Below are 24680 nucleotides of genomic sequence, written 5' to 3'. Positions count from 1 at the left end.
GCTCCATGGAACCGACCGCCGCCCTCGCCGCCCAGGCCGCGCACGCGTCGCAGACGCTCGCGACCACGATCTCCCGCGCGCGCCGCCGGTGGCGCCTGCGCGTCGCGCTGCGCGGCCTCGCCGTCGCGGTCGGCGCGACCGTCGCGGCGCTGCTCGTCGCCGCGTGGGTCATGCAGCGGCTGCAATACGCCGACGGCGCCATCACCGGCGCGCGGCTCGGCGTGTGGCTCGTCGCGGCCGTCACGCTCGCGGGATGGCTCGTGCGCCCGCTCGCCCGCAAGCTTCCCGACGACCGTGTCGCGCTGTACGTGGAGCGCCACGAGCCGTCGCTCGACGCGGCGCTCGTGAGCGCACTGGAAGCGGGACGCGCCGCCGATCCGATGGGCCGGCAGGTCGTGCTGCAGGCCGCGGAGCGCGCGCGGGCGGTGGAGTACGGCGCGCGCGTCGAGCGGCCCGCGCTCAGGCGCGAGAGCCTGACCCTGTTGGGCATCGCCGCGCTGGCGAGCGTGCTGCTCGTGGCGTCGCCCCTGCCGGTGCGCACCGCGGCGCGGCTCGTGTTCTGGCCGTGGAGCGCAGCGTCCGAGCCGGTGCCGGTGATGACCGTGATGGTGCAGCCCGGGAACGTGACGATCGCCCGCGGTGCCGACGTGGCGATCACCGCCACGCCGCAGAACTTCATCGGCGACGTCGCCGAGCTGTTCGTGCGCCGCGGCAAGGCGACCGAGTGGGAGCGCGTGCCGATGGCCGCGACGGGGCATCCCGCGACGTTCCACGCGCGCATCTTCGACGTCGACTCCGCGGCCGAGTATCGCGTGGAGGCCGACGGCGTGCGGTCGCCCGTGTACGCGATCGCCGTGACCGACCGCGCGACGGTGCGCACGCTCGCGCTCGAGATCCGCTATCCCGCCTACACCGGGCGCGAGGTGGAGCGCGTCCCCGACGGCGGCGACGTCGCGGCGGTGCGCGGCACCGTCGTCCGCGTGAAGGCGACGCCGACGAAGCGCGTGCGCGGCGGGCGGCTGATCGTCGAGGGCGGCGACACCGTGCGCCTCGCGATGGACAGTGCCGGCGCGCTCGTCGGCGCGCTGCGCGTCGACAAGCCGGGCTTCTACCACGTGGAGCTCGAGGAGCTCGACGGCGTGGTGGAGCGCGGCTCGCTGGACTACGTGCTCGACGTGCTCCCGGATCGGCCGCCGACGATCTCCATCGCGAAGCCGGGCCGCGACATCCAGGCGACTCGGCTCGAGGAGATCTTCACGTCGATCGAGGCGGACGACGACTTCGGCGTGGCGCGCGTGGAGCTGTCGTACGCGGTGAACGGCGGCCCGGAGCAGACCGTCGTGCTGCACGACGGCGCGAAGCGCGTGGAGCAGGTGACGGCGGGGCACACGTTCTTCCTCGAGGAGCTGCCGCTGAAGCCGGGCGACGTCATCTCGTACCACGCGCGCGCGCTCGACAACGACGCGATCGACGGCGCGCAGTCGGCGGAGACCGACATCTACTTCCTGCGCATCCGGCCGTTCGACCGCGCGTACAAGCAGGCGGAGTCGGGCGGCGGTGGTGGCGGCGGGGGCGGCGGGGGCTCGGCCACCGAGCTCGCGGAGCAGCAGAAGGAGATCGTCGCCGCGACCTACAAGCTCGTGCGCGACAGCGCGCTCGCGAAGACCGCCGCGCAGCAGAAGCAGCGGCGCGAGGACCTCGCGACGCTCGCGCTCGCGCAGGGTCGGCTGCGGCAGCAGGTGGAGGAGCTCTCGCAGCGCGTGCGCCAGCGCGGCAACGCGAGCGACTCGACGACGCGACAGATCGCCGAGGCGCTGCCGCTCGCCGCGCAGGCGATGAAGGGCGCGGAGGAATCGTTGGGCCGTCGCGCGCCGAAGGATGCGATGTCGCCGGAACAGGTCGCGCTGCAGCAGCTGCAGCGGGCCGAGGCCGCGTTCCGCGAGATGCAGGTGAGCTTCGGCGGGGGTGGGGGCGGGGGTGGTGGCGGCGGTGGCCAGCGTCCCGAGGATCTCGCGGACCTGTTCGGCCTGCAGACCGACCGTCTGCGCAACCAGTACGAGTCCGTGCAGCGCTCCGAGGCCGAGCGCGAGCAGACGTCGGCCGAGGTGGACCGCACGGCGGAGCGGCTCCGCGAGCTCGCGCAGCGGCAGCAGCGCGAGTCGGAGCGGCTGCGCCGCGAGGCCGAGGCGCTGCGCAATCGCATCCCGCCGAGTGGCTCGCAGGGCGGGCAGCAGTCGAGCGGCCAACAGTCGGGCGGCCAGCAGTCGGGCGGCCAGCAGTCGGGCGGCCAGCAGTCGGGCGGCCAGCAGTCGGGCGGTACGCAGAGCAGCGGCGGCGGCCAGCAGAGCGGCGGCTCGCAGTCGGGCAGGTCGCAGTCCGGTGGGTCGCAGTCCGGCGGATCGCAGGGCAGCGGCTCGCAGTCCGGCGGCTCGCAGACGAGCAGCGCGCCTAACGGCGGCATGTCCGGCGGCGGCGAGGCGCAGCGGCAGCTCGCGCAGGAGGTGGAGCAGCTCGCCCGCCAGCTCGAGCGGCTGACGCGCGACAATCCGTCGCCCGAGCTGCAGCAGAGCACGAAGCAGCTGCAGGAGGCCGCCGACGCGATGCGACGCGCCGCCGCCGCGCAGGGCGATGCCGCGGCGGGGAGCGCGGCCGCCGCACAGCGCGCGCTGGACGCCGCGCGCCGCGCGCTCGAGGCTGGACGCGCCGCGCAGTCGGAGGAGCGGCTGCGCGGGCTGCAGCGGCGCGCCGACGCGCTCGCCGAGGCGCAGCGCGACGCCGGCGCGGAGGCCGAGCGCGTGACGCGCAACGGACGCGGCACCGAGGCCGAGGCGCAGCTGCAGCAGCAGAAGGACTCGCTGGCCGCCGGCGTCGGCGCGCTGGAGCGCGACCTCGAGCGCGCGGGGCGCGAGACGGCGACCGACCGTCCCGAGGCGTCGCGACGGCTGCGCGAGGGCGCGGCGGCGATCCGCGACAGCCGCGTCGTGGACAAGCTGCGCGCGTCGAAGATGGTCGTGCGGAGCGGCTCCGCGGAGTACGTGCACAACGTGGAGGAGCAGATCCAGCAGAACCTCGACGACGTGCGGGACCGCGTCGCGGAGGCGGTGGCGTCGGCGCGCACGCCGTCGGCGGGGCAGCGCACGCAGGACGCGCTGGAGCGGGCGCGCGCGCTGGCGCAGGGGATGTCGTCGCTGGCGGATCGGCTGCGGCAGCGGCGGGAGGAGGGGGCGATGGGGAACGGCGGGACGCCTAACAACGGGACGTCTAACAACGAGACGCCTAACGGCGGGACGCCTAACGGCGGGACGCCTAACGGCGGGCAGCAGCAGGGCGGGCAGCAGCAGGGCGGGCAGCGGCAGGGCGGTGGGCAGCCCGGCGGCGGGCGCATCGAGGGCAGCCCGCGCGGCGATCGCGCGTTAGGCATCGGGCCGCTCGCGCCGCCGGCGTACGGCAGTCGGCTCGATCCCGAGGACGCCCGTCAGCTCGGTCGCGAGCTGCGCGAGCGGCGCACCGAGGCCGAGGCGCTGCGGCGCGACCTCGCCGCGCAGGGGCTCGACCCGCGCGAGCTCGACGCCCTGCTCGAGCGCATGCGTGCCCTCGAGGCCCAGGGTTTCGGCGACATCACCGACAACCTCCTCGCCGCGCAGCAGTCCGTGGCCGAGGGGCTGAAGACGTTCGAGTTCGGGCTCAGGCGCAAGCTCGCCGGTGCGGCCGCCGACGGCCCGCGCGCCGGCCGCGGCGACGAGGTGCCGCCCGGCTATCGCGCGCTCGTCGACGAGTACTTCAAGGCGCTCGCCCGCGGCCGCCAACCGTGAGCCGTCTTGCGGCGTCCGAGTCCAAGGGGTAGAGTCTAGGGGTAGAAACTACCCCTGGACCCGCTCCGCACCCGATGCGAGAGATCCGGGCCGGCGTCCGCCGGCTCCTCCGCCTCCCGCTGCGCACCCCCGCGCAGATCCGCGCCGACACCGACGAGGAGCTCGACGCCTTCGTCGAGGCGCGCACCGACGCCCTCGTCGCGCGCGGCGCCGAGCCGGGCGCCGCGCGGGCCGAGGCGCTGCGGCGGCTCGGCGGCGCCTCCGTCGACGAGGTGCGCGAGCGACTCCACCACTCCGCCACCCGGCGGGAGGATCGCATGCGATTCCGCGAAGGCCTGCTCCGCCTCCGGCAGGACGTCCACTTCGCCGCCCGCCAGCTCCGGCGCGCCCCCGGCTTCACCACCCTCGCCGCGCTCACGCTCGCGTTGGGCATCGGCGCCAGCACCGCGATCTTCAGCGCCGTCAACCCGATCCTCTTCGCGCCGCTCCCGTACCCGCGCGCCGCACAGCTCCTCACCATCTGGGACCAGGGCGTCGACGGCTCGCGCCTCGAGCCGACGTTCGGCACCTACCGCGAGCTCGTCGCGCGCAGCCGCACGCTCTCCGCGCTCGCCGCGCTCCGCGCCGTCCAGCCCACGCTCACCGGCCGCGACGAGCCCACCCGGCTCGACGGGCAGTACGTCACCGCGAACTACTTCCGCACCCTCGGCGTGCGTCCCGCGTTAGGCAGGGACCTCGCCGCGGCCGACGAGGCGGAGAACGCGCCCGCCGTCGTGCTGCTTGCCGATCGTCTGTGGCGCCGCCGCTTCGGCGCCGACCCGGCGATCGTCGGCCGCCAGATCACGCTCGACGGCGAGCCGGTCACCGTCGTCGGCGTCATGCCGCGCGCGATGGAGAACGTGCTCGCGCCCGACGCCGAGCTGTGGACGCCGTTCCAGTATCCGGCGGCGATGGATCTCGAGGGGCCGGGATGGGGACACAACATCCGCCTCGTCGGCCGCGTGCGCGACGGCGCGTCGCTCGACGACGCGCGGCGCGAGCTCGGCGCGATCGCGGCGAGCCCGGTGCCGGAGTTCACGCGTCCGCCGTGGGCCGCGCTGCGGCGCGGGCTCACGACGGCGTCGCTCCAGGACGACCTCACGCGCGGCGTGCGGCCCGCGCTGCTCGCCGTGCTCGGCGCGGTGCTGCTCGTGCTCATGATCGCGTGCGTGAACGTCACGAGCCTGCTGCTCGCGCGCGGCGCGCAGCGGCGCGGCGAGCTCGCGATGCGCGCGGCGATCGGTGCCGGGCGCGGGCGCCTCGTGCGGCAGCTCCTCACCGAGAGCCTGCTGCTCGGGGGCGTCGCGGGCGTGCTCGGTGTCGCCGTCGCGGCGGCCGGGGCGCGCGTGCTCGTCGCGCTCGCCCCCGCCGGCCTGCCGCGCGTGGACGCGATCGGGCTCGACGGCGCGGCGCTCGCGTTCGCGTTAGGCACCACGACGCTCGTCGGCCTCGCCGTCGGTCTCGTGCCGGCGCTGCAGGTCTCGCGCGGCGACGCGCAGAGCGGGCTGCGCGAGGCGTCGCGCCGCACCGCCGGTCGTCGCGACGTCACCCGCGGCGCGCTCGTCGTCGCGGAGGTGGCGCTCGCGCTCGTGCTGCTCGTGAGCGCGGGACTGCTGCTCCGCAGCATGGAGCGCCTGCTCTCCGTCGCGCCGGGCTTCGCGCCGGCCCGGCTGCTCACGATGCAGGTGCAGACGGCCGGCCGCGTGTACGACGACGACGCGCGCGTCACCCGCTTCTTCACGCAGGCGCTCGACGCGGTGCGCGACGTCCCCGGCGTCACCGCGGCGGCGTGGACGAGCGAGCTGCCGTTGAGCGGCGACGGCGACCAGTACGGCGCGCACTTCGAGGACAGCCCCACCGGTCGCAACGAGGGCGACGTGTTCCGCTACGCCGTCACGCCGGGCTACTTCGAGACGATGGGGATCCCGCTCGTGCGCGGCCGCTACCTCGCCCCGTCCGACCGCGCCGCCGCGCCGCGCGCGCTCGTCATCAACGAGTCGTTCGCCCGGCAGAAGTTCCCGGGACAGGATCCGATCGGGCGCCACCTGCGCGTCGGCCCCGACGCCGGACCGTGGTACACGATCGTCGGCGTCGTCGGCGACGTGAAGCAGCTCTCGCTCGCCGCGGGGCAGGCGCACGCGGTCTACATCACCACGGAGCAGAGCTGGTTCACCGACCGCGTGCTGTCGCTCGTCGTCCGCACGCGGGGCGACCCGGCCGCGGCGGCGGCGGCGGTGAAGCGCGCGGTGTGGTCGGCGGACCGCGATCAGCCGATCGTGCGCGTCGCGACGATGGATGCGCTGATCACGGCATCGGCGGCGCAGCGGCGGTTCGCGCTCACGTTGTTCGAGGCGTTCGGGGTCGTCGCGCTGGTGCTCGCGGCGATCGGCATCTACGGCGTGCTCTCGGCGAGCGTGGGGGAGCGCGTGCGCGAGATCGGCGTGCGTGCCGCGCTCGGCGCGTCTCGCACCGACCTCCTGGGGCTCGTGCTCGGGCGCGGTACGGCGCTCACCGCCGCCGGCGCGGCCATCGGCGTGGGTGCCGCGATGCTCGCCAGCGACGCGCTGGTCACGCTGCTGTTCGGCGTCTCCCGCCTCGACCCGCTCACCTACGTGGGGGTCGTCCTGCTGCTCCTGGCCACCTCGGCGCTCGCCTGCGCGGTGCCGGCGTGGCGCGCGACGCGGGTCGATCCGGCCGTCACCCTGCGGGCGGAATGAGCGCGGCTCGCGGCGCCCACGAACGGCTCGTCCCTACCGCGTTGCCGGTGGCGCAACCTTCCCCGAGACTCCGCGTGTCTCATGAGCGTCCATCGTCCCGAGCGCGGAGCACATGTCCCACGACGAGCCGCCGACCGCCCCCCTCCCGTCCGACGGGTTCCTCGTGCGCGAGCGGACCGGGACGATCACGATCCCCGCGGAGGACATCCGGCTGATCGAAGCGCGCGGCAACTACGCGCTGCTCTACACGCCGAGCGGGAAGTACATGATTCGCGAGACGATGTGCGCGCTCGAGGAGCGGCTCGCGGCGGCGGGGTTCGTCCGCGTGCACCGCTCGGCGATCGTGAACCTCGCCGTCGTGAAGGCGGTGGTGCCGCGGCGCTCGGGCGACCGCATGGTGGTGCTGCGCGACGGCACCCGGCTGCGGGTGGGCCGCCAGTACTCGGCGCGACTGCTCCAGCGCACCGGCTGACGACGGCCGGCGGGCCGCGCCGAAACCCGGGGCGGGCGGGGTGACGTAGAGCGGTCCACGCGACCGTCCCTCCGACCCGCCCGCCCATGTCGCTTTCGCTGAGCCTTCGCCGCGCCGCCCGTGGACTCCGCCGGCGGCCGGGCATCTCGCTGCTCGCCGTCCTCGCGCTCGGCTTCGGCGTCGGGCTGCCGACGGCGGTGTTCAGCCTCGTCGACGCGGCGGTGCTGCGCGGCCTGCCGATCCCCGAGCGCGGCCGACTCATGCACCTCGAGCGGCGCCGCATCGGCGCGAGCGGGGAAGGGTTCGGCGCCGCGCCGCGCGACTATGCGGAGTGGTCCGCTCAGGCGCGGTCGTTCGAGTCGCTCGCCGCGTTCCGCACGGCCACCGTGACCGTGCGCGGCACCGACGGCGCGGACCGATTTCGCGCGGCGTACGTGACGCCTAACGGGTTCCGCGTCCTCGGCGTCGCGCCGGCGCTGGGCCGCGCGTTCGGCCCGAGCGACACGCCGGCGGCGCTCGCGACGGTCGTCGTGCTCGGGCATCGCGTCTGGCGCGACCGCTACGGCGCCGACCCGGCGCTCGTCGGCCGCACCCTGTGGGTGGAGGGCGCGCCGCGCACCGTCATCGGCGTGATGCCGCCGAGCTTCCGCTTCCCGACCGACGAGGAGCTGTGGATCCCGCTCGTCCTTCCGGCCGGCCTGGCCGACGGCGAGCCGATGGACGTGTTCGGCCTGCTGCGCCGCGGCGTGACGCGCGACGCCGCGCGCGCCGAGCTGGCCGTCGTGGCGCGGCGCGTCGCGCAGGCGTACCCCGCGACGAACCGCGGCGTCGAGGTCACGGTGAAGCCGTTCACCGAGCGGTTCATCGGCGAGACGGCGACGGCCACGCTGTACGTGATGCTCGGCATGGTGCTCCTCGTGCTCGTGGTCGCGTGCACGAACGTCGCGAGCCTGCTGCTCGTGCGCGCCGTGCACCGCGCGCGCGAGATCGTCGTCGGCGTGGCGCTCGGCGCGAGCCGCGCGCGCGTCGTCGGCGACGTGCTGCTGGAATCGACGCTGCTCGCCGCGGCCGGCGTCGCGCTCGGCGTCGGCGTGGCGTGGGGCGGCGTCACGCTCCTCGCGCGCGCGTTCGCCGGGCGGCTCCCGTACTGGGCGGAGCCGAGGGTCGACGCGCGCGTGGCGGCGTTCGCGGTGATGTTGGGCGGCGCGGCGGCGGTGCTCGCGGGGCTGCTTCCCGCGCTCCGCGCCACGCGCGCCGACCCCGCCGGCGTGCTGCGCGACGACACGCGCGGCGCCACCGGCACGCGCGTGGGACGCGTCATGCAGTCGCTCGTCGTCGTGGAGCTCGCGCTGTCGATGGCGCTGCTCGTAACCGCGGCGCTGCTCACGCGGAGCGTCGTGAACTCGGGCCGCGTCGACGTCGGCTTCCCGACGCGCGACCTGTTCACCGCGCGCGTCGCGCCGCCCGAGGGCACCTCGGCCGACGCGCGCACGCGCTTCTACGAGGAGCTGGAGCGCCGCGTGCGGCAGCTGCCCGCGGTGCGCGGCGCGGGGCTCGTGAGCGATCTGCCGGGCACGCACGCGCCGGGCGGCCGCGTCGCGGTGGAGGGCGCGGCGTATCGCACGCGCGACGAGATGCCGGTCGCGCGCGTCGCGTCGGCGTCGGCGACGCTGTTCGACGCGTTAGGCGTCGCGCCGGTGAGCGGGCGCACGTTCGTCGCGCAGGACGTGGCCCGTGGCGCGCCGGTGGCCGTCGTGAACGCGCGGTTCGCGCACCGCTATCTGCGCGGCGAGCCGGTGGGCCAGCGCATCCGCGTCGGCGGCGACACGGCGGCGTGGCGCACGATCGTCGGCGTCGTCCCCGACCTGTGGATGGGCGCGTTCGACGCGTCGCCCGACCGGAATCCCGCCGGCGTGTACGTGCCGCTCGCGCAGGTACCGCCCACCGGCGTCGCGGTCGCGGCGCGCGTGCGCGGCGGCTCGCCGCTCGCCCTCACCGATGCGGTGCGCGCGGCGGTGTTCGCCGTGGACCGCGACGCGCCGATCTACGACGTGCGCGACATGCGCGGCGTCGTCGCGGACGGCACGTGGTTCTACGGCCTCGGTGCGGGCATCGTCGGCGTGTGCGGCGTGGCGGCGCTGCTGTTCGCGGCGGTCGGCGTGTACGGCGTGGTGGCGTTCTCGGTGGGACAGCGGCGGCGCGAGTTCGGGATCCGCGTCGCGCTCGGCGCCGCGCCGGGGAGCATCGTGCGGCTCGTGCTGCGGCGCGGCGCGGGTCAGCTCGCGTTAGGCCTCGGCGTCGGCGCGGCGCTCGCCGCGGCGCTCGCGCAGGGCGTCGCGAGCCTGCTGTTCCAGGTCAGCCCGTCCGACCCGCCGGTGTTCGCCGGCATCGCGCTCGGTCTCGCGGCGATCGGCGCGGCGGCGATGCTGGTGCCGGCGCGCAGCGCGGCGCGGGCCGAGCCGCTGGAGACGCTGTCGCCGAGGTAGCCGGCGGGCGGACGCGGTCGCATACTGGGGCGGACACTCCGAGGACCCGCCCATGATGCCCCGCTTCCATCGCTCGCCGCTCGCCCTCGTCGTCGTGGGCGCCCTGCTCGCCGCCTGCTCCGGATCCGACGACGGTTCCACGGCGCCGAAGTCCGGGGAGCCGGTGAACGTCGCGCAGCTGTTCGGCGAGCTCGCGCCGCCCGGCGCGACGAACGCGCTGCTGCTCTCCTCGGGACTGTCGCTGCCGGCGACGAGCGCCGCGATCGGCGCGTCCTGCCCGTACGACGCGGCGTCGAAGAGCTTCGTGTGCGCGCCGGTGACGTCGAACGGGCTCACGGTCACGACGTCGTACCAGCTGCTCGACGCCGCAGGCAAGCCGCAGGACGCGAGCGCCGACCGCCGCACGACCGCGGCGATGCACACGGTGTCGACGATCTCCGGCACGCTCACGCTGCCGCCTGGAACCGGCACGACCGCCGCCGGTCCGCTCACGATCTCCGGCAAGCAGGACATGACGCTGAGCGGGCTCCTCGGCCCGACGCACACGCTGAACGGCACCGCGACGACGACGATACACGGCACGTTCACGTTGGGCAGCGGCGTGACGACGCTGAACGCGACGACGACCCAGACGATGCGGGACGTCGTCTACCCGGCGGCGACCACGGGCGCGCCGAGCTATCCGACCTCGGGGACGGTCACCATCGACGGCACGTCGTCGTTCGGCACGGCGGCGCCGGCGGTGACGACGCACCTCGTGATGACGTTCAACGGGACGAGCACGGTGACGCTCACGATGTCGACCGGTGGCTCGACGGAGCGGTGCACGATCAACCTGGCGACGCAGGCACCGCCCGTCTGCACCGCGGGGTGACCGTGCCGATCAAGCACCTCCGGTTCGGCAAGGGCTTCTCGGTCGCGCTGAGCAGCGCGCGCGGCCAGGCCGCGACCATGGTCATCGCGCCCGGCGACTGCGAGGGCGGCCCGGACAACCGCCACCGCGGCGCCGACCAGTGGCTGTACGTCCTCTCGGGCAGCGGCGTCGCGATCCTCGGCGGTCGGCGGCACCGGATCAAGGGCGGCTCGCTCGTGCTCATCGAGAAGGGCACCACGCACGAGATCCGCAACACGGGCCGCACGCCGCTGAAGACGCTGAACGTGTACGTGCCTCCCGCGTACACCGCGGACGGTGACGAACTGCCGCGCGGCCGGAGCTGAGCTCACTTGACAGCCCGGGCGCTGGGGGTATCGTCTAGGGGTAGACTCTACCCCGAGAGCCCCGGCGTCACGCATGTCGTCCCCCGATCGGCTGCCTAACGGCGTGCGGCGCCTCTTCCGGCTGCCGCTGAGCGGCCGGAGGCGCGCGCGGGCGGACGCCGACGCGGAGCTCGAGGCCTTTCTGGAGGCGCGCGTCGAGCAGCTCGTCGCGCGCGGCATGAGCGCCGCCGACGCGCGCGCCGAGGCCCTGCGGCGCCTGGGCGGCGCCACGCTCGACGAGGCCCGCGCCCGCCTCCACCACTCCGCCGAGCTCCGGGAGGAGCGCATGCGAGCCAGCGAACGCCTCGAGACCGCGCGCCACGACGTCCGCTTCGCGCTGCGCCGCATGCGCGGCGAGCCGGGCTTCGCGACGTTCGCCACGCTCATCGTCGCTCTCGGCGTCGCCGCGACGACGGCGGTGTTCAGCGTCATGAGCCCGCTGCTCCTGCGGCCGCTCCCGTTCCGCGAGCCGGAGCGGCTCGTATGGATCGCCGGCGTGAACGGCCCCGGGCTCTCGGGCACGACGTCGCGCGTGTTCAACCTGCGCGACTGGCGCGCGCAGGCGCGGTCGTTCGAGGCGATGACCGCGTACTTCGCGTTCTTCGAGTACGGCAGCGACAACCTCGTCGGCAATGGCCCGCCGGAGCGGCTCGTCGGCGTCGGCGTCGCGCAGGACTTCCTCGACGTGCTCGGCGTGCGCCCGCAACTCGGGCGCAACTTCGTGGCGGAGGAGAGCGTGTGGAACGGCCGTCCCGCCGTGATCCTCACGCACGGCTTCTGGACGCGTCGCTTCGCCGCCGACCCGCACATCGTTGGGCGCGCGATCACGCTGAACAACGTGCCGACGACGGTCGTCGGCGTGCTCCCGCGCTCGTTCGACTTCGCGTCGACGTTCGCGCCGGCGTCGCGCGTGGACTTCCTGCGCCCGTTCCCGATCGTGGCCGAGACGGACCGGTGGGGGAACACGCTGTCGATCATCGGGCGGTTGAAGCCCGGCGCGAGCGTGCGGACCGCGCAGGCCGAGCTGGATCTCATCAACACGCGCCTGAAGCAGGCCGACCCGGCGCGCTGGGGCCTCACCGCTGCCGTGACGGGATTGCAGGACCACATCGCGGGCGACTTCCGGCCGGCGCTGCTGCTGCTCGCCGCGGGCGCCGCGCTCGTGCTGCTGGTCGCGTGCGCGAACCTGTCGAACCTGCTGCTCGCCCGCGCGCAGTTCCGCCACCGCGAGATGGCGGTGCGAAGCGCGTTGGGCGCGGGGCGCCGGCGGCTGCTCGGACAGCTCCTCGTCGAGAGCATCGTGCTCGCGACGGCCGGCGGCGCGCTCGGCGTGCTGCTCGCCGTGGCGATCACGCGGTGGGTGGCCGGCACGAGCGCGGTGCGCATCCCGCTGCTCGGCAGCGTCGCGGTCGACGCGCGCGCGGCGGCGTTCACCGTGGCGGTCACGCTGCTCACGGGGCTCGTCGTCGGGATCGTGCCCGCGCTGCAGGTGTCGCGTGGCGGCGAGGCGTCGACGCTGCGCGACGCGGCCCGCGGCTCGAGCGAGGGGAGAGGCCGCGGCGCGGCGCGCGAGCTGCTCGTGGTCGCGGAGGTCGCGGTCGCCTGCGTGCTGCTCGTCGGCGGCGGTCTGCTCGCGCGCAGCTTCGTCCGCGTGATGCACGTGGACCTCGGTTTCGCGCCCGACGGCGCGGTGGCGTGGCAGCTCGGCACGAGCCGCGAGTTCGCGAACGACTCGGCACGCGTCGCGTTCTACGAGAGCATCGTCGCGCGCGTGAGCGCGGTGCCGGGCGTGCGCGAGGTGGGGCTCACCGACACGCCGCCGCTCGGCCGCAACCGCAGCTGGACGATCCGCGCCGAGGGCGCGACGTACGACAAGGACTGGCCGGAGGCGTTCCCGCGCCTCGTCGACGCGCGCTACCTGCAGGCGATGCGCATCCCGCTCGTCGGCGGGCGCTACTTCACCGCGGCCGACGGCGCGGCGGCGCCGCACGTCGTCATCCTCAACCGCACGGCGGCGAAGACGTTGTTCCCGGGGCGCGATGCGTTAGGCCGGAGCGTGCTGCTCGGCGACCACGATTCGTGGCGCGTGGTCGGCGTCGTCGCCGACGTGCGGCATCAGACGCTCGAGGAGGGCGCGGGATCGGAGATGTACCTCCCGTTCGCGCAGAAGCCGGACTTCGGCACGCTCGTGATGGTGGTGCGGTCGCCGCTCCCCGCCACGTCGCTCGCCGCCGGCGTGGCCGCCGCGATCCGCGCCGCCGACCCGGCGATGCCGACCGACGACTTCCAGCCGCTGGGCGCGGTGGTCGACCGCGCGATCTCGCCGCGGCGGTTCGTGCTGCAGATCCTCGGCGCATTCGCCGCGACGGCGCTGCTGCTCGCCGCGCTCGGTCTGTACGCGGTGCTCTCGTACACGGTGAGCCAGCGCGTGCGCGAGCTCGGCATCCGCATGGCGCTCGGCGAATCCGCGGCGAGCGTGCGCCGGCGCGTCGTCGCGCGCACGCTCGCCCTCACCGCGGCCGGCGTCGTCATCGGCTCCGCCGTCGCCGCGGCGGGCGCGCGCCTCATCGGGTCGCTCCTCTACGGCGTCGGCGCGGCCGACGTGCCCACGTTCGTCGGCACCGCCGCGCTGCTGCTCGCGACCGCGGCGCTCGCGGGGTACCTGCCGGCGCGGCGCGCGTCGAGCACGGATCCGGTGGAGGCGCTGCGGGCCTCTTGAATTTGAACCGCAGAGGACGCAGAGGCCGCAGAGGAGAACCAATTCTTGCCGGTTTCCTCTGCGTCCTCTGCGTCCTCCGCGGTTCAATGTCGTTACGGAGCTCTCTTCTCGAAGCGAACGACGTCCACGCGCGCCATCGGGTTGAACTGGCCGAGGTCCGGCGCGTCGGAGCGGAGCACGACGTAGAGGTCCCGCTCACCCGACAGGTCGAGCGGCACGCGCGCCGTCGTCCATGCTTCGTTCGCGGCTGGCGCAACAGAGCTGGTGCCGAGCACCGCTCCACCCGCGCTGTCGGCGCGCAGCTCGACGGTCACGGCGTGGCCTAACGTCTGGAGCCCGACGCTCACGCCGCCGACGCCGGTGAGGTCGGTGGGGCCGAGGTGCAGCCAGGCGCCGGGGTCGTAGGCCGTCGCGATGGGGCGCTCCTGCGCGTCGGCACCGCGGCCCGGCGACACGCCGATCCCCTTCACGTCGGTCACGTCGCCGGCGTGCAGCAGCGGCGAGCGGAGCACCACCTCGGCCACGGCCTCCAACGGTCCGACGCCGGCGCGCGCCTGATCGACGTAGCGCGCGGTGAGGACGTACGCGCCCGCGCCGTCGCCGCGGTGGCGGTCGAGACGGAGCGCGCCGGACGTGGGCAGCACGGTCCCCGGGCTCGCGAGCGAGAGCACGTAGCTCACCATCTGCCGCGCGACGTCGCGCGACAGCGTCGGGTGCGCGGCCATCACGCGGTTGCCCCAGTTGCCGCTGCCGCCGGCGATCACCTTGCTCACGAGCCGGTCGAGCGCGCTGTCGCGGCCCGCGTAGCGCTGCGCGACCATTCGGAAGCTCGGGCCTAACGACGCCTGATCGACGCCGTGGCAGGCGAGGCAGTCGCTGCGCCGGATGAGCGCGAGCCCCGGCGCCTCCGCCTGGTGGCCGGCCGCGGGCGCACGCGACACGCCGGTGGCCTGGTAGTCGAGCGTGACGCGCACGCGCGACGGCGCGATGCCGCGGCCCAACGATCCATCCTCCGCGTCGCTCGCCTCCACGCGGTAGGGAACCGAGGCCGAGTCCCAGTAGAACGAGCGGTTGCCGTCGAGCCGGATGCTCACCTGCGGAGGCGTGTTGCCGACGAGCAGCCGCTGCTCGGCCGTCCCCGTCGCGCCGGCGGGATCGCGCACGGTGAGCCGCACGGTATGCGCGCCCGGCGCCGAGAGCGTGCGCGTGACCTCGGCGCCCGTCGCGACTGCGCGCCCGTCGATCGACCACGCGTAGCGCAGCGTGTCGCCGGGATCGTAGTCCGTCGAGCCAGCCGCGGAGAGACGCACGGTGAGCGGCGCCGCGCCGACGGTGCGGCTGGCCGAGATGCGCGCGATCGGCGGACGGTTGCCGGCGTGGTAGACGATGCGGCTCAATCGCGCGTTCGGGTTCTTCGCGAACCAGTACGTCCCGTACTCCAGGACGTAGAGCGAGCCGTCCGGTCCGAGCTCGACGTCCATCGGGTGGTCGAACGTGAGGTGGCCGAGGAACGGCTCCATGCGCACGTAGTCGCCCTGCGCGTTCATCGTCACGGCGCGCATCCAGCCGCGCATCCACTCGTAGATGATCAGCTTCCCGTCGTAGTACGCCGGGAGCCGCACGCCGGCGGGGAAGTCGGCCGCGTGGTACACCGGCCCCGCCATCGCCGTGCGGCCGCCCTCGCCGACGAGCGGGAACTCCGCGCTCCGGTCGTACGGGTACCAGATGAACGCCGGCTGCGCGGGGGCAGCACCTTCGCGCCGGTGTTGTTGTGCGAGTCGTTCACCGGGTGCGCGGGATCGAACGGCGCGCGCTGCACACCGGTCGCGATGTCGCGGTCGCGGTACGGCTTGTTGTCGGCGATGAACAGCGGCCAGCCGAAGTTGCCGGCGCGCCGCGCCTGGTTGATCTCGTCGTAGCCCTTCGGCCCCGCGGAGCTGTCCTCGCGCGCGTCGGGGCCGACCTCGCCCCAGTACAGGAACCCCGTGTGCCTGTCGACGCTGATGCGGTACGGGTTGCGGTGCCCCATGGTGTAGATCTCGGGGCGCCCCTCGCGCGCGTCGGTGAACAGGTTGCCGGCGGGGATCGTGTAGCGCCCGTCGGCGGTCGGCGTGATGCGGAGGATCTTGCCGCGCAGGTCCTGCGTGTTCGCTGCCGACCGCCGCGCGTCCCACAGCTGCCGCCCAGGCGCGTCGTCGATCGGCGCGTGCGGCGTGGCGAACGGGTTGGTATTGTCGCCGAACGAGACGAAAAGGTTGCCGCGCCCGTCGAACGTGATCGACCCGGCGGTGTGGCAGCAGCCGGGGTTGATCGGCACCTCGACCAGCACTCGCTCGTCGCGGAGCGCGTCCCCCGTGAACGTGAAGCGCGCGAGCCGGTGGCGCGGGCGGGTGGAGTCGCCGACGGTGCGCGCGAGGTACACGAAGTGGTTCGCGTCGAACCGCGGGTCGAGCGCGACGCCGATCAACCCGTTCTCGTCCTCGTGGAAGACGTCGAGGCGCGCCACGACGCGCGACGCCTGGGTCCGTGGATCGTAGAGCCGCACGGTGCCCTTGCGCTCGACGATGAACACGCGGCCGTCGCGCGCGACCGCGATCTCCGTGGGCTCGTCGAACACGCCCTGGAGCAGGACCTGCTGCTCGAAGCGGTTCGCCTCGGGCTGGGCGCGCAGCGGCGCGGCGGCCGCGGCGAGGAGCGCGAGCACGCTGGGGACGATTGGACGCATTGCGAGGCGCGATGGGGGGTCTGCGGGAAGGTGGAGGCCGGCCCGCAGACCCGCCAGCCGCTCGTTAGTCGTTACATCCCTTTCTCCAGCTCCTCGCGCAGCTTCTCCGCGCTCGATCCGTAGCGCGCGAGCAGCTCCGCGGCCGTGCTCCGCTCGGCACGCGTGAGCGCATGGAGGAGATGGAGACCCTGCACCTGCTCGCGCCGCCGCGCGACCGCGGTGGCGACCGCGGCATCGACCAGCGCCTGCGCGTCCGCGTGCAGCGGCAGCGCGGGGCCGTCGAGCCGCTCCGTCGCCGGGCGCACGCGCTCCGCCACGTCGGCGTGGAAGCGCTCGACGTCCATGCGGCTCGCCCGCGTGAAGAAGGCGAGCGCGATGCCGCCGGCGCGGAGGAGGCCGAAGAGCAGGTTGTCGGGGCGCACGTCGGTCTGGCCCAGTCGGCGCGCGTCGTCGGCCGCGAGCGCGAGCGCGTCCTGCAGCGCCGGGTCGATGGTGGGTGGCGCGCGCCGCGCGTCGTGCTCGGCGAGCACCGCGTCGGCGTCGATGCCTAACAGCGCGGCGACCTCCCGCACGCCCGGGTCGCGGTCGTTGTTGACGAGCCGCCAGCGCGCGATCTCGCGCGCCGATTGCGTCGGGTGGTAGCCCTTCAGATCGGGGTCCGCGCCGCAGCGCAGCAGGCACGCCACGACCGGTGGCCATGCGTTGCCCGCCGCGATGTTGAGCACTGGCGAGTCCCAGAGGCGCGTGTTCACGTCGAGGCCGCGCGACGCGAGGTACTCCGTCACCGCGGTGCGGCCATTGAGCATCGCGACGAAGAACGCCTCGAGCAGGAGCTCCTCGTCGCCTGGGTCCGGATGCGTCGGCAGACTGCGCTTCAGCCCCACCGGCGGCGCGACGCGGCGCGCCGCCGCCGTCGGCTTGCCCGCCGGGTCGAGGAAGCGGCGCACGGCCGGCACGTCGCCGAGGCCGGCGGCGATCCACAGCGCCTCGCGCGGCCTCGCGCGCCCGACGAGCACGTCCACGGCCGCGCCGTTCCAGTAGAGGATGAGCGCGTGCTCCAGCACCGTGGATCCGTTAGGCATCACCGCGTCCGGGTCGGCGCCGCGGTCGAGCAGCCGGCGCACGTGCTCGGGCTGCATGTACATGGAGCCGCAGAGCTGCGCGTTCAGATCGCGCCGGACGTCGAAGCCCTGCGTGGCGAGCCATTCCACGATGTGGCGCACGGGCGCGCCGCGCATCTCGTGGGCGAGCGCGGATCGGAGCAGCGAGCGTCCCATCGCCACGTCGGCATCCGACGGGTGCAGCAGCTCGGGGTGCGCCTCGACCACGCGCTGCAGCGCCGGCAGGTCGGCCGCGGCGATGGCCTGGCCCGCGTGCTCGATCGGTTCGCGCTCCCAGTCGGGGCGGCGGCGAGGCGGTCGCGACGCCTGCTCGATCAGCACGTCCCAGCTCGGGAAGCCGTGCCGGCGCGCGGTCGCGAGCCGTGCCTCCTCCTCGGTCACCGTGGCCGCGAACACCTCCGACGCCGGCCGCCGGTAGAGGCGCGGCACGTACGCGGCGAGGGTACGGGCGGCGAGCTGCCGACGCTGCGCGTGCTCGACGAGCAGGCTGCGGACGAAGCTCTCGTAGTGATCGCGCGGTCGGACGTCGTGCCCGGGGCCGCGCTCACGCTCCGCGTCGGTGAAGTAGCGCACGAGCCGCGGCCAGCTCGCGAAGCCGTACTCGCGCGCGATTGCGAGCTGCGCATCGGCGAGCCGCGCGCGGGGGTCGGCGGCGCGGAGCCGGCGGAGGAGCGCCTTGGCTTCCTTGCGCTCGTACTCGAGACTGGGGCGCGCGGGGAGCGGGCGGGGTACGGACATGACGCCTCCTTTCGTTGTGGCCCGTGTCCGCGTGTTGGGCCCGAAAAGAGGTGATGTGATCGAGCGGGTGCCGCGACTGCGTCGGACGGGACCATCCCTTTCCGCGGACCGGGCGCGCTCCGACGGCGCCCCGAAAGACTCGCGCGGCGCGCGCGCGCCGTCAAGCGGGCGTCGCGTTAGGCACTCGCCGCGGGTTGCCGGCGCGCGCTGCATGCCGCACCTTCCCCGGCCATGTCCCGACTCCACGACGTCGTCCTCGCCGCGCTCTGGGCCGCGGCTCTCGCGTGCGCCCGCCCCGCCGCGCCGTCGACCGGCGACGCGAGCGCCGGCATCGACTCGCTGAACGCGCGCCTGGTGCAGGCCTACCGGCGGGAGGACCCGCAGGCGTACGCCGCGCTATGGACCGACAGCGCGACGTTCGAGTGGCCAGCGTTCACCACCGTGCGCGGTCCGTCCGGCATGGCCGAGATGGCGCGCGGCAACTGGAAGGGGCTGAGCGACATGGACCTGCGCCTCGTCGTGGCGTCGCGCCGCCTCGCCGCGGACCACGCCACGGAGTGGGGCGCGTTCGAGCAGTCGTACCGCGACTCGAGCGGCGCGCGCCAGACGGAGTACGGCCGGTACGTCACCTACCTCGTGCGGGGCGGCGACGGCGCGTGGCGCATGGACCGCTTCTTCGGCTTCTCCGACTCGACGCGCGCGGCCCCGACCCGTTAGGCGCGGCGGTCACTTCGGGTACGGCGCGGTGTCGAAGCAGATCGTGAAGCTCACGATCCGGCCGTCGCGCACCGTGAACAGCTCGGCCACGTCGCTCTCGAACGCGGGCGCACCCGTCGGCGGCGCGATGGTGTAGCGGGTGAACGCGCACGCGCGGTCGCCGTCGACGAGAAGGTCGCGCACCTCGACGCTCGCGATGCTCGCGTAGAAGCGGCTCGTCACCTGGAGGAACGGCGCCTTGCCGGCCACCGTCTTCGGGGGCTCGTCAGGCGCGTGAACACGACGTCGTCCGCCAGGCACGCCTCCCAGCCGTCGCGTCGCTGGAGCCGCTCGAAGTACTCGTCGATCGCCGCGCGTGTCGTCATGCGTGGTTCTCAGGGATGAAGGGGCTGCGCTATCGCAGCAGCGCGCGGAGCGTCTCGGCATACGCGCGGCTCGACGTCACGCGGGTGCCGTCGCGCAGGGTGATGACGTACTCGCCGCGGACGTGCGGCTCGAGGTGCTGGATGTGGTCGACGCTGACGACGATGGAGCGGTGCACGCGGACGAAGCGGTCGGCGGGCAGCTTCGCCACGAACGCCGCCATCGTGTCGCGCACCATGTGCTTGCGGCCGAGGGCGTGGAGCCGCACGTAGTTGCCCTGCGCGTCGGCCCACTCGATGTCGCCCGTGCGCACGAAGTACAGCCGCTTCGCGCCGCGCACGAGGAACCGCTCGGGATACGCGTGCTCGGCGCGCGCCTGCTCGGCGCGCGCGAGCTGGGCGTCGCGCAGCGACTCGAGCAGCGCGACCAGAGCGGGGTCGAGCGACGTGCCCGCGTCGCGAGGACGCCGCGCCTCGGCGCGCGCGAGCGCCTGCGCGAACCGATCCGCGTCGAACGGTTTCAGCAGGTAGTCGATCGCGCCGACCTCGAACGCCTGCAGCGCGTACGAGCGGAACGCCGTGGTGAACACGATCGCGGGCGGCGTCGCGAGATGGCGCAGCGCCGCGATGACCTCGAAGCCGTCCAGCTCCGGCATCTTGATGTCGAGGAACACGACGTCCGGCGCGTGGGAGACGATGGCCTGCACGGCCGCCGGGCCGTCGCCCGCCTCGGCGACGATCTCGTAGCCCGGCCGCGAGGCCAGCATCATGCGCACGCGGTCGCGCGCGAGCGGCTCGTCGTCGGCGACCACGACGCGCACGCGGGCGTTCGTCATACCGCTTCCTGCGCACCGGCGCGGCGATACGGCACGCGGATCGTGACGCACGCACCACGGCCGGCCGCGGTCTCGAGGTCGAGCGCGCAGTCGGGGCCGTACAGCTCGCGGAGGCGGGCGCGCGTGTTGGCGAGGCCGATGCCACCGGCGCGCGGACGCTCGCCGCGCGGGCGATCGCCGCGCCCGCCCGGCCCGTCGTCGCCGACGGTGAGCACGACCGCGTCGCCCGCCCGCTCGGCGCCGATCGTGATCGTGCCCGGTCCGGCGCGCCGCGCGATCCCGTGCTCCACCGCGTTCTCGGCCAGCGGCTGCAGCAGGAACTGCGGCACGAGCGCGTCATAGACGTCGGGCGCGATCCGGTAGGCGACCGTCAGGCGGTCGTGGAAGCGTGCCGAGACGATCGCCAGGTAGCGCTCGAGCAGCCCGAGCTCCTCGGCGAGCGGGATCTCGTGCGCATCCGCGTGGTCGAGCGCGGCGCGGAGCAGGCCGGCCAGGTTCGTGACCATCCGGTCGGCGGCGTGCACGTCCTGGTGCATGAGAGTGGCGACGCCGTTCAGCGCGTTGAACAGGAAGTGCGGATGCAGCTGCGACCGGAGCGACTGGAGCTGCGCCTCCGACAGCCGCGCGCGCAGCTCCGCCGCGAGCCGCTCGCGACTCTGCGCGCGCCGGTAGTACTCGATCGCGTGCGCGACGCCGATCACGCCGAGGAAGTCGGACAGCACCTCGACGGCGTAGAGCGTGAGCACCGCGGACAGCGTCGGCCGGTCGCTCGGGAAGGCGAGGCGCGCGAGCGGCAGGTATACCGCGACGTACTTCACGACGACGCACAGCAGGCTGGCCGCGAGCAGGATCGGCGCGCTGCGCCGCCACCGCCGGCGGTCGATCGGGAAGCGGTGCACGAGCCAGAACAGCGGCGGTACGAACACCGCGCACGTGTACTCCTCGAGCGCGCGATGGCCGACGAGCCGCGGCAGGTCGATCGGGGCGCCGAGTCGGAGCTCGTTCAGCGCGCTGGACGTCGTGGCGAGGATGGTGAGCGCGGTGTACGCGACGAACGCGTACCCCCACAGCCGCAGCCACTCGCCCGGCGTGTCCCAGCCGCCCGCCGCGGCATCGGGCTCGCCCGTCGCGCGAACCGCGTTAGGCGGCACGGCGAGCGAGATCACGTCGAGAGTCGTCATCGAACGAACGTACGAGCGTGCGCGCACGTCGGCAAACACGCCCGTCCCCGCGCGCGGCGCGGTCGTCCCGCCGCGCGGAGCGGTGGACACATCGACGCTGTCTCGCGCGATTCCGGCGTCGATGTTGGTGCCATGCGAAACGATTCGATCCCGCGCGCCGCGATCCTCCGCACGCTGGCGGCCGTCGGCGTCGCCGCGTGGACACCGGACGCCGCGGCGCAGTCCGCGCTGCTCGTGCTGCCCGACGTGAGCCAGGGCGCGCGTGTCACGCAACGCGTCGGTCTCACCGACATCACCGTCGCCTACCATCGGCCTCTCGTCGCCGGACGCCGGATCTTCGGCGGCGTGGAGCCGTACGGGCGCGTGTGGCGTGCCGGGGCGAACTACAACACCACGTTCGAGGTCACCGATCCGGTCACGGTCGAGGGACGTCCGCTCGCGAAGGGGATCTACGGGCTGCACATGATCCCGGGCGAGACGTCGTGGGTCGTGATCTTCTCGCGGAACGCGACGTCGTGGGGGAGCTTCACCTACGACTCCACCGAGGACGCGCTCCGCGTCACCGTTAGGCCGCAGCGCATCGAGCCGCAGGAGGTCCTCACCTACGGCTTCGACGACCCCACGCCCAGCTCCGTCGCGATGACGATGCGATGGGAGCGCGTGGCGGTCCCCGTCCGCATCGACGTCGACGTGCCGCACCTCGTCGCCCAGCGGCTGCGCGACCAGCTGCGCGGCCGTGTGCAGACGGAGTGGCAGGCGTGGGAGGAAGCCGCGAACTACCTGCTCGAGCACCGGCTGTCCGCTGAGGAGGCGCTGGGCTACGCCGACCGGTCGATCCAGATCGAGGACCGGTTCGAGAACGAGATCACGCGTTCGCGCGCGCTCGCGGCGCTCGGTCGCCCCGACGCGCCCGCCGTCCAGGCGAAGGCGCTCGCGATGGGAAGCCAGTGGCAGGTCTACAACTTCGGCCGCGGGCTGCAGCGGCTGGGACAGCAGGAGGCCGCGCTCGAGATCTACCGGCGCGACATCGAGCGTGACCCGAACAGCTGGGTCGCACACCTGGAGGCCGCGCGTCTCGCGACGGCGCGGCGCGACTTCGACGCGGCGATCGCGGAGGTGAAGCATGCCGCCGCCGCGGCCCCACCCGGAATGAAGGCGTCGATCACGGATCTCGTCGCCGAGCTCGAGCAGCGCGTCGACATCAATCGTTAGGCCGCGCCGCGCGCGGAGAACGGCCGGACCGCCTTGCGGGAGGCGGGGGTCGGGCGGAGATTGGCCGCTGATCTTCGCCGGAGCGGCCGTGCCCGTGCAGCTGCCGAGTGTGTCGGGCGTGCGATTCACGATCGCGCGCATGATGAACGCGCGCATCGTGAACGCGCGCGGCGTGCCGGGAACGCTCGGCTCTCTCGCCCGCACGCTCCACGACGGGCGCCTCGTGCTGCTGACCAGCCATCACGTGCTGTTCGGCGCCGGCGCGCGATCGCGGCAGCCCGTGCGGCTCGCGCACGGACCGGCGATCGGCCGCGCGCGGCACGGCCGGTTAGGCACCGTGCCGTACGACGGCGCGGCCATCCACGTCGACTGCGCGGTCGCGTCGATCGACGAGGCGTGGCTGCCGGACGAGGCCACGCGTGGCGACGAGGCTCTCGTGGCGCGCGTCGTGCCCGGCCAGCGCGTGACGAAGACGGGCGGCGCGACGGGCACGACCGCGGGCGTCGTGGTCGATGTGGCGTACTCGGCGCCGGCGCTGATCGACGGACGCATCGGCCCGGCACCCGCGCAGATCCTGGTGCGCGCGGACCGCCGCGGCGTGCCGTTCTGCGCGCCGGGCGACTCCGGCGCCGTGCTGCGCGACGCGGACGGCGCCATCGTCGGGCTGCTGTGGGGCGTCGCACCCCGCGGCGACGGCGTCGCGAGCCCCATCGCGCCGGTGCTGCACGTGCTGCACGCGCGGCCCGTCTCCCTCCGTTAGGCACCCGCGATGGCGAGCCGCGCGCGACCGACGTACGACGAGCTGGTGGCCGCCGAGCGGGCCGTCCGCGCGCTGCTGGCCGCGGGGGCCGAGGCCGAGCTGCGCGCCATCCCCGGCGTGGTGCACGTGAGCGTCGGGCTGAAGGAGCGCGCGAACGTCGTGACCGACGAGCGGTGCATCCGCGTGTACGTCCGCGAGAAGCGGCCGCTCGACACGGTGCCGCCTGCGGAGCGGATCCCGACCGCCGTGGGCGGTGTGCCCACCGACGTCAACATCGTGCGGCCGGGCCGCTTCACGACCGACTTCGGGCGCTACCGCCCGGTGAAGGGCGGCATCCTGATCAGCAACCGCATTCTCTTCGCGAACGACAAAGGGACGGAGGTGGTCATTCAGGCGGGCACGTTCGGCTGCGTGGCCACGCGCACGTCCGACCGCGCGCCGGTGCTGCTCACGAACTGGCACGTCCTCTCCGCGGGCGGCGGCGAGAAGGGCAACCGCGTGTACCAGCCACCGCCGCAGTTCTTCGACCAGGTGCCCCTCGCGGACGCGCCGGTGCGCCCGCACGACAAGCACGACGCCATCGCGAAGATCGCGAAGTTCGCGATCAGCGAGAAGGTCGACGGCGCGATCGCGCGCCTCGACGTCTCGTCGTGTTGCCGCTGCTGCGGCATCGACTTCCGCAACGAGATCGCCGGCCTGAGCGAGAACGGCTCGCCGCCGAGCGACAAGATCCTCGGCATGCGCCAGGCCACGTGGGACCAGACGGTCTACATGGTGGGCGCCGCGAGCGGCCGTCAGCAGGGCCGCGTCGTCGATCCCACGGGGCCGGATCTGACGATCAAGACGCACACGTTCAAGCAGCAGATCTACATCACGAGCGACGACCTGTTCGCGTTCTCGACCGAGGGGGACTCCGGCGCGGCGATCATCGACGAGGACGGTTTCATCGTCGGCCTGCTGTTCGCCGCGAACGACCTGCCGGGACAGGACGGTCGATCGGTCGCGAACCACATCGCGGACGTGTGCGCGGAGCTCGGCATCACGATCAACCTCACGCCCGGCACCACGCCGACCGCGGGTGCACAGCTCCTCCCGCGCCCCGAGACGTGGGGCGGGATCGAGGCGTACGACGCGGCGCGCGCGCGGCTGTTGGGTGACGCCGCCGGCGCGTGGCTCTGGGAGCTGGGCGAGACGCACTACGAGGAGATCGTGCAGCTCGTGACGACGCACCGGGCGGTGAAGCTGGCGTGGCACCGCGCCGGTGGGCCGGCGCTGTTCGCGCAGGGGATGGAGACGCTGCGCGACGGCGGCGAGACGCTCCCCGTGCCCGCCGACGGCACGACGCTCGAGTCGGCGCTCGCGCGCATCGGCGCCGCGCTGCACGCGCACGGGAGCGCGGCGCTGCGCGACGCGATCGACGCGCATCGCGAGGGGCTGCTCGCCGCCGTCCGCGACAGCGCGACGCTCGACGAGGTGCTCGGGAAGATCGCGATGGGCCGCGCGCGCGACGCGGGCGTCACATGAGC

At 74.4% G+C, this 24680-nt stretch carries 17 protein-coding genes; 11 read left to right on the top strand and 6 right to left on the bottom strand.

Annotated elements, in window-relative coordinates; translation table 11 throughout:
• Positions 1-5 precede the first annotated feature (5 nt).
• The 7 genes from J421_RS26145 to J421_RS26115 all read left to right on the top strand — a co-directional run bounded on the left by J421_RS26145 (position 6) and on the right by J421_RS26115 (position 13502).
• Complete coding sequence (locus J421_RS26145; RefSeq protein ID WP_025414073.1) at positions 6-3812, top strand: coiled-coil domain-containing protein; 3807 nt, start codon at positions 6-8, stop codon at positions 3810-3812.
• A 74-nt stretch (positions 3813-3886) separates the two neighbouring features.
• Positions 3887-6568: an ABC transporter permease gene (locus J421_RS26140; RefSeq protein WP_104023311.1), complete on the top strand. Its 2682-nt coding sequence runs from the start codon at positions 3887-3889 to the stop codon at positions 6566-6568.
• A gap of 112 nt (positions 6569-6680) precedes the next feature.
• A complete protein-coding gene (locus J421_RS26135) occupies positions 6681-7040 on the top strand; it encodes a LytR/AlgR family response regulator transcription factor (protein WP_025414071.1) in 360 nt (119 codons plus the stop codon).
• An 86-nt stretch (positions 7041-7126) separates the two neighbouring features.
• Positions 7127-9526 (top strand): ABC transporter permease, encoded by a 2400-nt coding sequence (locus J421_RS26130; RefSeq protein ID WP_025414070.1) that lies wholly within the window; start codon positions 7127-7129, stop codon positions 9524-9526.
• A 52-nt stretch (positions 9527-9578) separates the two neighbouring features.
• Positions 9579-10400, top strand: a complete 822-nt coding sequence (locus J421_RS26125; RefSeq protein ID WP_025414069.1) for a hypothetical protein — start codon at positions 9579-9581, stop codon at positions 10398-10400.
• A gap of 2 nt (positions 10401-10402) precedes the next feature.
• A complete protein-coding gene (locus J421_RS26120; RefSeq protein ID WP_425485847.1) occupies positions 10403-10744 on the top strand; it encodes a cupin domain-containing protein in 342 nt (113 codons plus the stop codon).
• 73 nt (positions 10745-10817) lie between these two features.
• The gene (locus J421_RS26115; protein ID WP_025414067.1) at positions 10818-13502 is read left to right on the top strand and encodes an ABC transporter permease; all 2685 of its coding nucleotides are present in this window, start codon (positions 10818-10820) and stop codon (positions 13500-13502) included.
• Between the two features lie 92 nt (positions 13503-13594).
• Here J421_RS26115 and J421_RS26110 read toward each other — a convergent pair whose 3' ends face one another.
• The 3 genes from J421_RS26110 to J421_RS26100 all read right to left on the bottom strand — a co-directional run bounded on the left by J421_RS26110 (position 13595) and on the right by J421_RS26100 (position 18086).
• Complete coding sequence (locus J421_RS26110; protein WP_104023310.1) at positions 13595-15166, bottom strand: PKD domain-containing protein; 1572 nt, start codon at positions 15164-15166, stop codon at positions 13595-13597.
• Positions 15091-16227, bottom strand: a complete 1137-nt coding sequence (locus tag J421_RS26105) for a PQQ-dependent sugar dehydrogenase (RefSeq protein WP_104023309.1) — start codon at positions 16225-16227, stop codon at positions 15091-15093. The genes J421_RS26110 and J421_RS26105 overlap by 76 nt, the downstream gene beginning before the upstream one ends.
• Positions 16228-16298: 71 nt before the next feature.
• Positions 16299-18086 carry a Clp protease N-terminal domain-containing protein gene (locus J421_RS26100; protein WP_025414066.1) on the bottom strand — a complete coding sequence of 596 codons (1788 nt, stop codon included), beginning with the start codon at positions 18084-18086 and terminating at the stop codon, positions 16299-16301.
• A 231-nt stretch (positions 18087-18317) separates the two neighbouring features.
• Here J421_RS26100 and J421_RS26095 point away from each other — a divergent pair, with 231 nt between their 5' ends.
• Positions 18318-18803, top strand: a complete 486-nt coding sequence (locus J421_RS26095) for a YybH family protein (RefSeq protein ID WP_025414065.1) — start codon at positions 18318-18320, stop codon at positions 18801-18803.
• A gap of 9 nt (positions 18804-18812) precedes the next feature.
• Here J421_RS26095 and J421_RS34400 read toward each other — a convergent pair whose 3' ends face one another.
• From J421_RS34400 to J421_RS26080, 3 genes are read right to left on the bottom strand one after another with little or no spacing between them, the layout of a single operon-like run.
• Positions 18813-19229, bottom strand: a complete 417-nt coding sequence (locus tag J421_RS34400) for a nuclear transport factor 2 family protein (protein ID WP_104023308.1) — start codon at positions 19227-19229, stop codon at positions 18813-18815.
• Entirely contained in the window at positions 19198-20001 is an 804-nt protein-coding gene (locus J421_RS26085; protein ID WP_025414063.1) for a LytR/AlgR family response regulator transcription factor, read from the bottom strand. Before J421_RS26085 ends, J421_RS34400 begins: the two co-directional genes overlap by 32 nt.
• Complete coding sequence (locus J421_RS26080; RefSeq protein ID WP_158508908.1) at positions 19998-21182, bottom strand: sensor histidine kinase; 1185 nt, start codon at positions 21180-21182, stop codon at positions 19998-20000. Before J421_RS26080 ends, J421_RS26085 begins: the two co-directional genes overlap by 4 nt.
• 132 nt (positions 21183-21314) lie before the next feature.
• Between J421_RS26080 and J421_RS26075 the strand changes: the two genes are divergently transcribed.
• From J421_RS26075 to J421_RS26065, 3 genes are all read left to right on the top strand, one after another.
• Positions 21315-22394, top strand: a complete 1080-nt coding sequence (locus J421_RS26075) for a DUF2911 domain-containing protein (RefSeq protein ID WP_025414061.1) — start codon at positions 21315-21317, stop codon at positions 22392-22394.
• Positions 22395-22482: 88 nt separating this feature from the next.
• A complete protein-coding gene (locus J421_RS26070) occupies positions 22483-23154 on the top strand; it encodes a hypothetical protein (protein WP_025414060.1) in 672 nt (223 codons plus the stop codon).
• A 9-nt stretch (positions 23155-23163) separates the two neighbouring features.
• Positions 23164-24678: a hypothetical protein gene (locus tag J421_RS26065; protein WP_025414059.1), complete on the top strand. Its 1515-nt coding sequence runs from the start codon at positions 23164-23166 to the stop codon at positions 24676-24678.
• Positions 24679-24680: the final 2 nt, after the last annotated feature.

Origin of the sequence: Gemmatirosa kalamazoonensis, from assembly GCF_000522985.1 — a bacterium.
GTDB classification, from domain to species: domain Bacteria; phylum Gemmatimonadota; class Gemmatimonadetes; order Gemmatimonadales; family Gemmatimonadaceae; genus Gemmatirosa; species Gemmatirosa kalamazoonensis.
Note: the sequence above shows the minus strand (reverse complement) of the source record. Positions and strands in the feature narration are given on the sequence as shown.

Bases quoted from the DNA above. Each gene is read 5' to 3' on its own strand.
- J421_RS26115 (WP_025414067.1), top strand. From the start codon at position 10,818: ATGTCGTCCCCCGATCGGCTGCCTAACGGCGTGCGGCGCCTCTTCCGG.
- J421_RS34400 (WP_104023308.1), bottom strand. From the start codon at position 19,229: ATGCCGAGACGCTCCGCGCGCTGCTGCGATAGCGCAGCCCCTTCATCC.
- J421_RS26105 (WP_104023309.1), bottom strand. From the start codon at position 16,227: ATGCGTCCAATCGTCCCCAGCGTGCTCGCGCTCCTCGCCGCGGCCGCC.
- J421_RS26095 (WP_025414065.1), top strand. From the start codon at position 18,318: ATGTCCCGACTCCACGACGTCGTCCTCGCCGCGCTCTGGGCCGCGGCT.
- J421_RS26100 (WP_025414066.1), bottom strand. From the start codon at position 18,086: ATGTCCGTACCCCGCCCGCTCCCCGCGCGCCCCAGTCTCGAGTACGAG.
- J421_RS26110 (WP_104023310.1), bottom strand. From the start codon at position 15,166: ATGGCGGGGCCGGTGTACCACGCGGCCGACTTCCCCGCCGGCGTGCGG.
- J421_RS26075 (WP_025414061.1), top strand. From the start codon at position 21,315: ATGCGAAACGATTCGATCCCGCGCGCCGCGATCCTCCGCACGCTGGCG.
- J421_RS26125 (WP_025414069.1), top strand. From the start codon at position 9,579: ATGATGCCCCGCTTCCATCGCTCGCCGCTCGCCCTCGTCGTCGTGGGC.
- J421_RS26140 (WP_104023311.1), top strand. From the start codon at position 3,887: ATGCGAGAGATCCGGGCCGGCGTCCGCCGGCTCCTCCGCCTCCCGCTG.
- J421_RS26080 (WP_158508908.1), bottom strand. From the start codon at position 21,182: ATGACGACTCTCGACGTGATCTCGCTCGCCGTGCCGCCTAACGCGGTT.
- J421_RS26135 (WP_025414071.1), top strand. From the start codon at position 6,681: ATGTCCCACGACGAGCCGCCGACCGCCCCCCTCCCGTCCGACGGGTTC.
- J421_RS26130 (WP_025414070.1), top strand. From the start codon at position 7,127: ATGTCGCTTTCGCTGAGCCTTCGCCGCGCCGCCCGTGGACTCCGCCGG.
- J421_RS26065 (WP_025414059.1), top strand. From the start codon at position 23,164: ATGGCGAGCCGCGCGCGACCGACGTACGACGAGCTGGTGGCCGCCGAG.
- J421_RS26085 (WP_025414063.1), bottom strand. From the start codon at position 20,001: ATGACGAACGCCCGCGTGCGCGTCGTGGTCGCCGACGACGAGCCGCTC.
- J421_RS26145 (WP_025414073.1), top strand. From the start codon at position 6: ATGGAACCGACCGCCGCCCTCGCCGCCCAGGCCGCGCACGCGTCGCAG.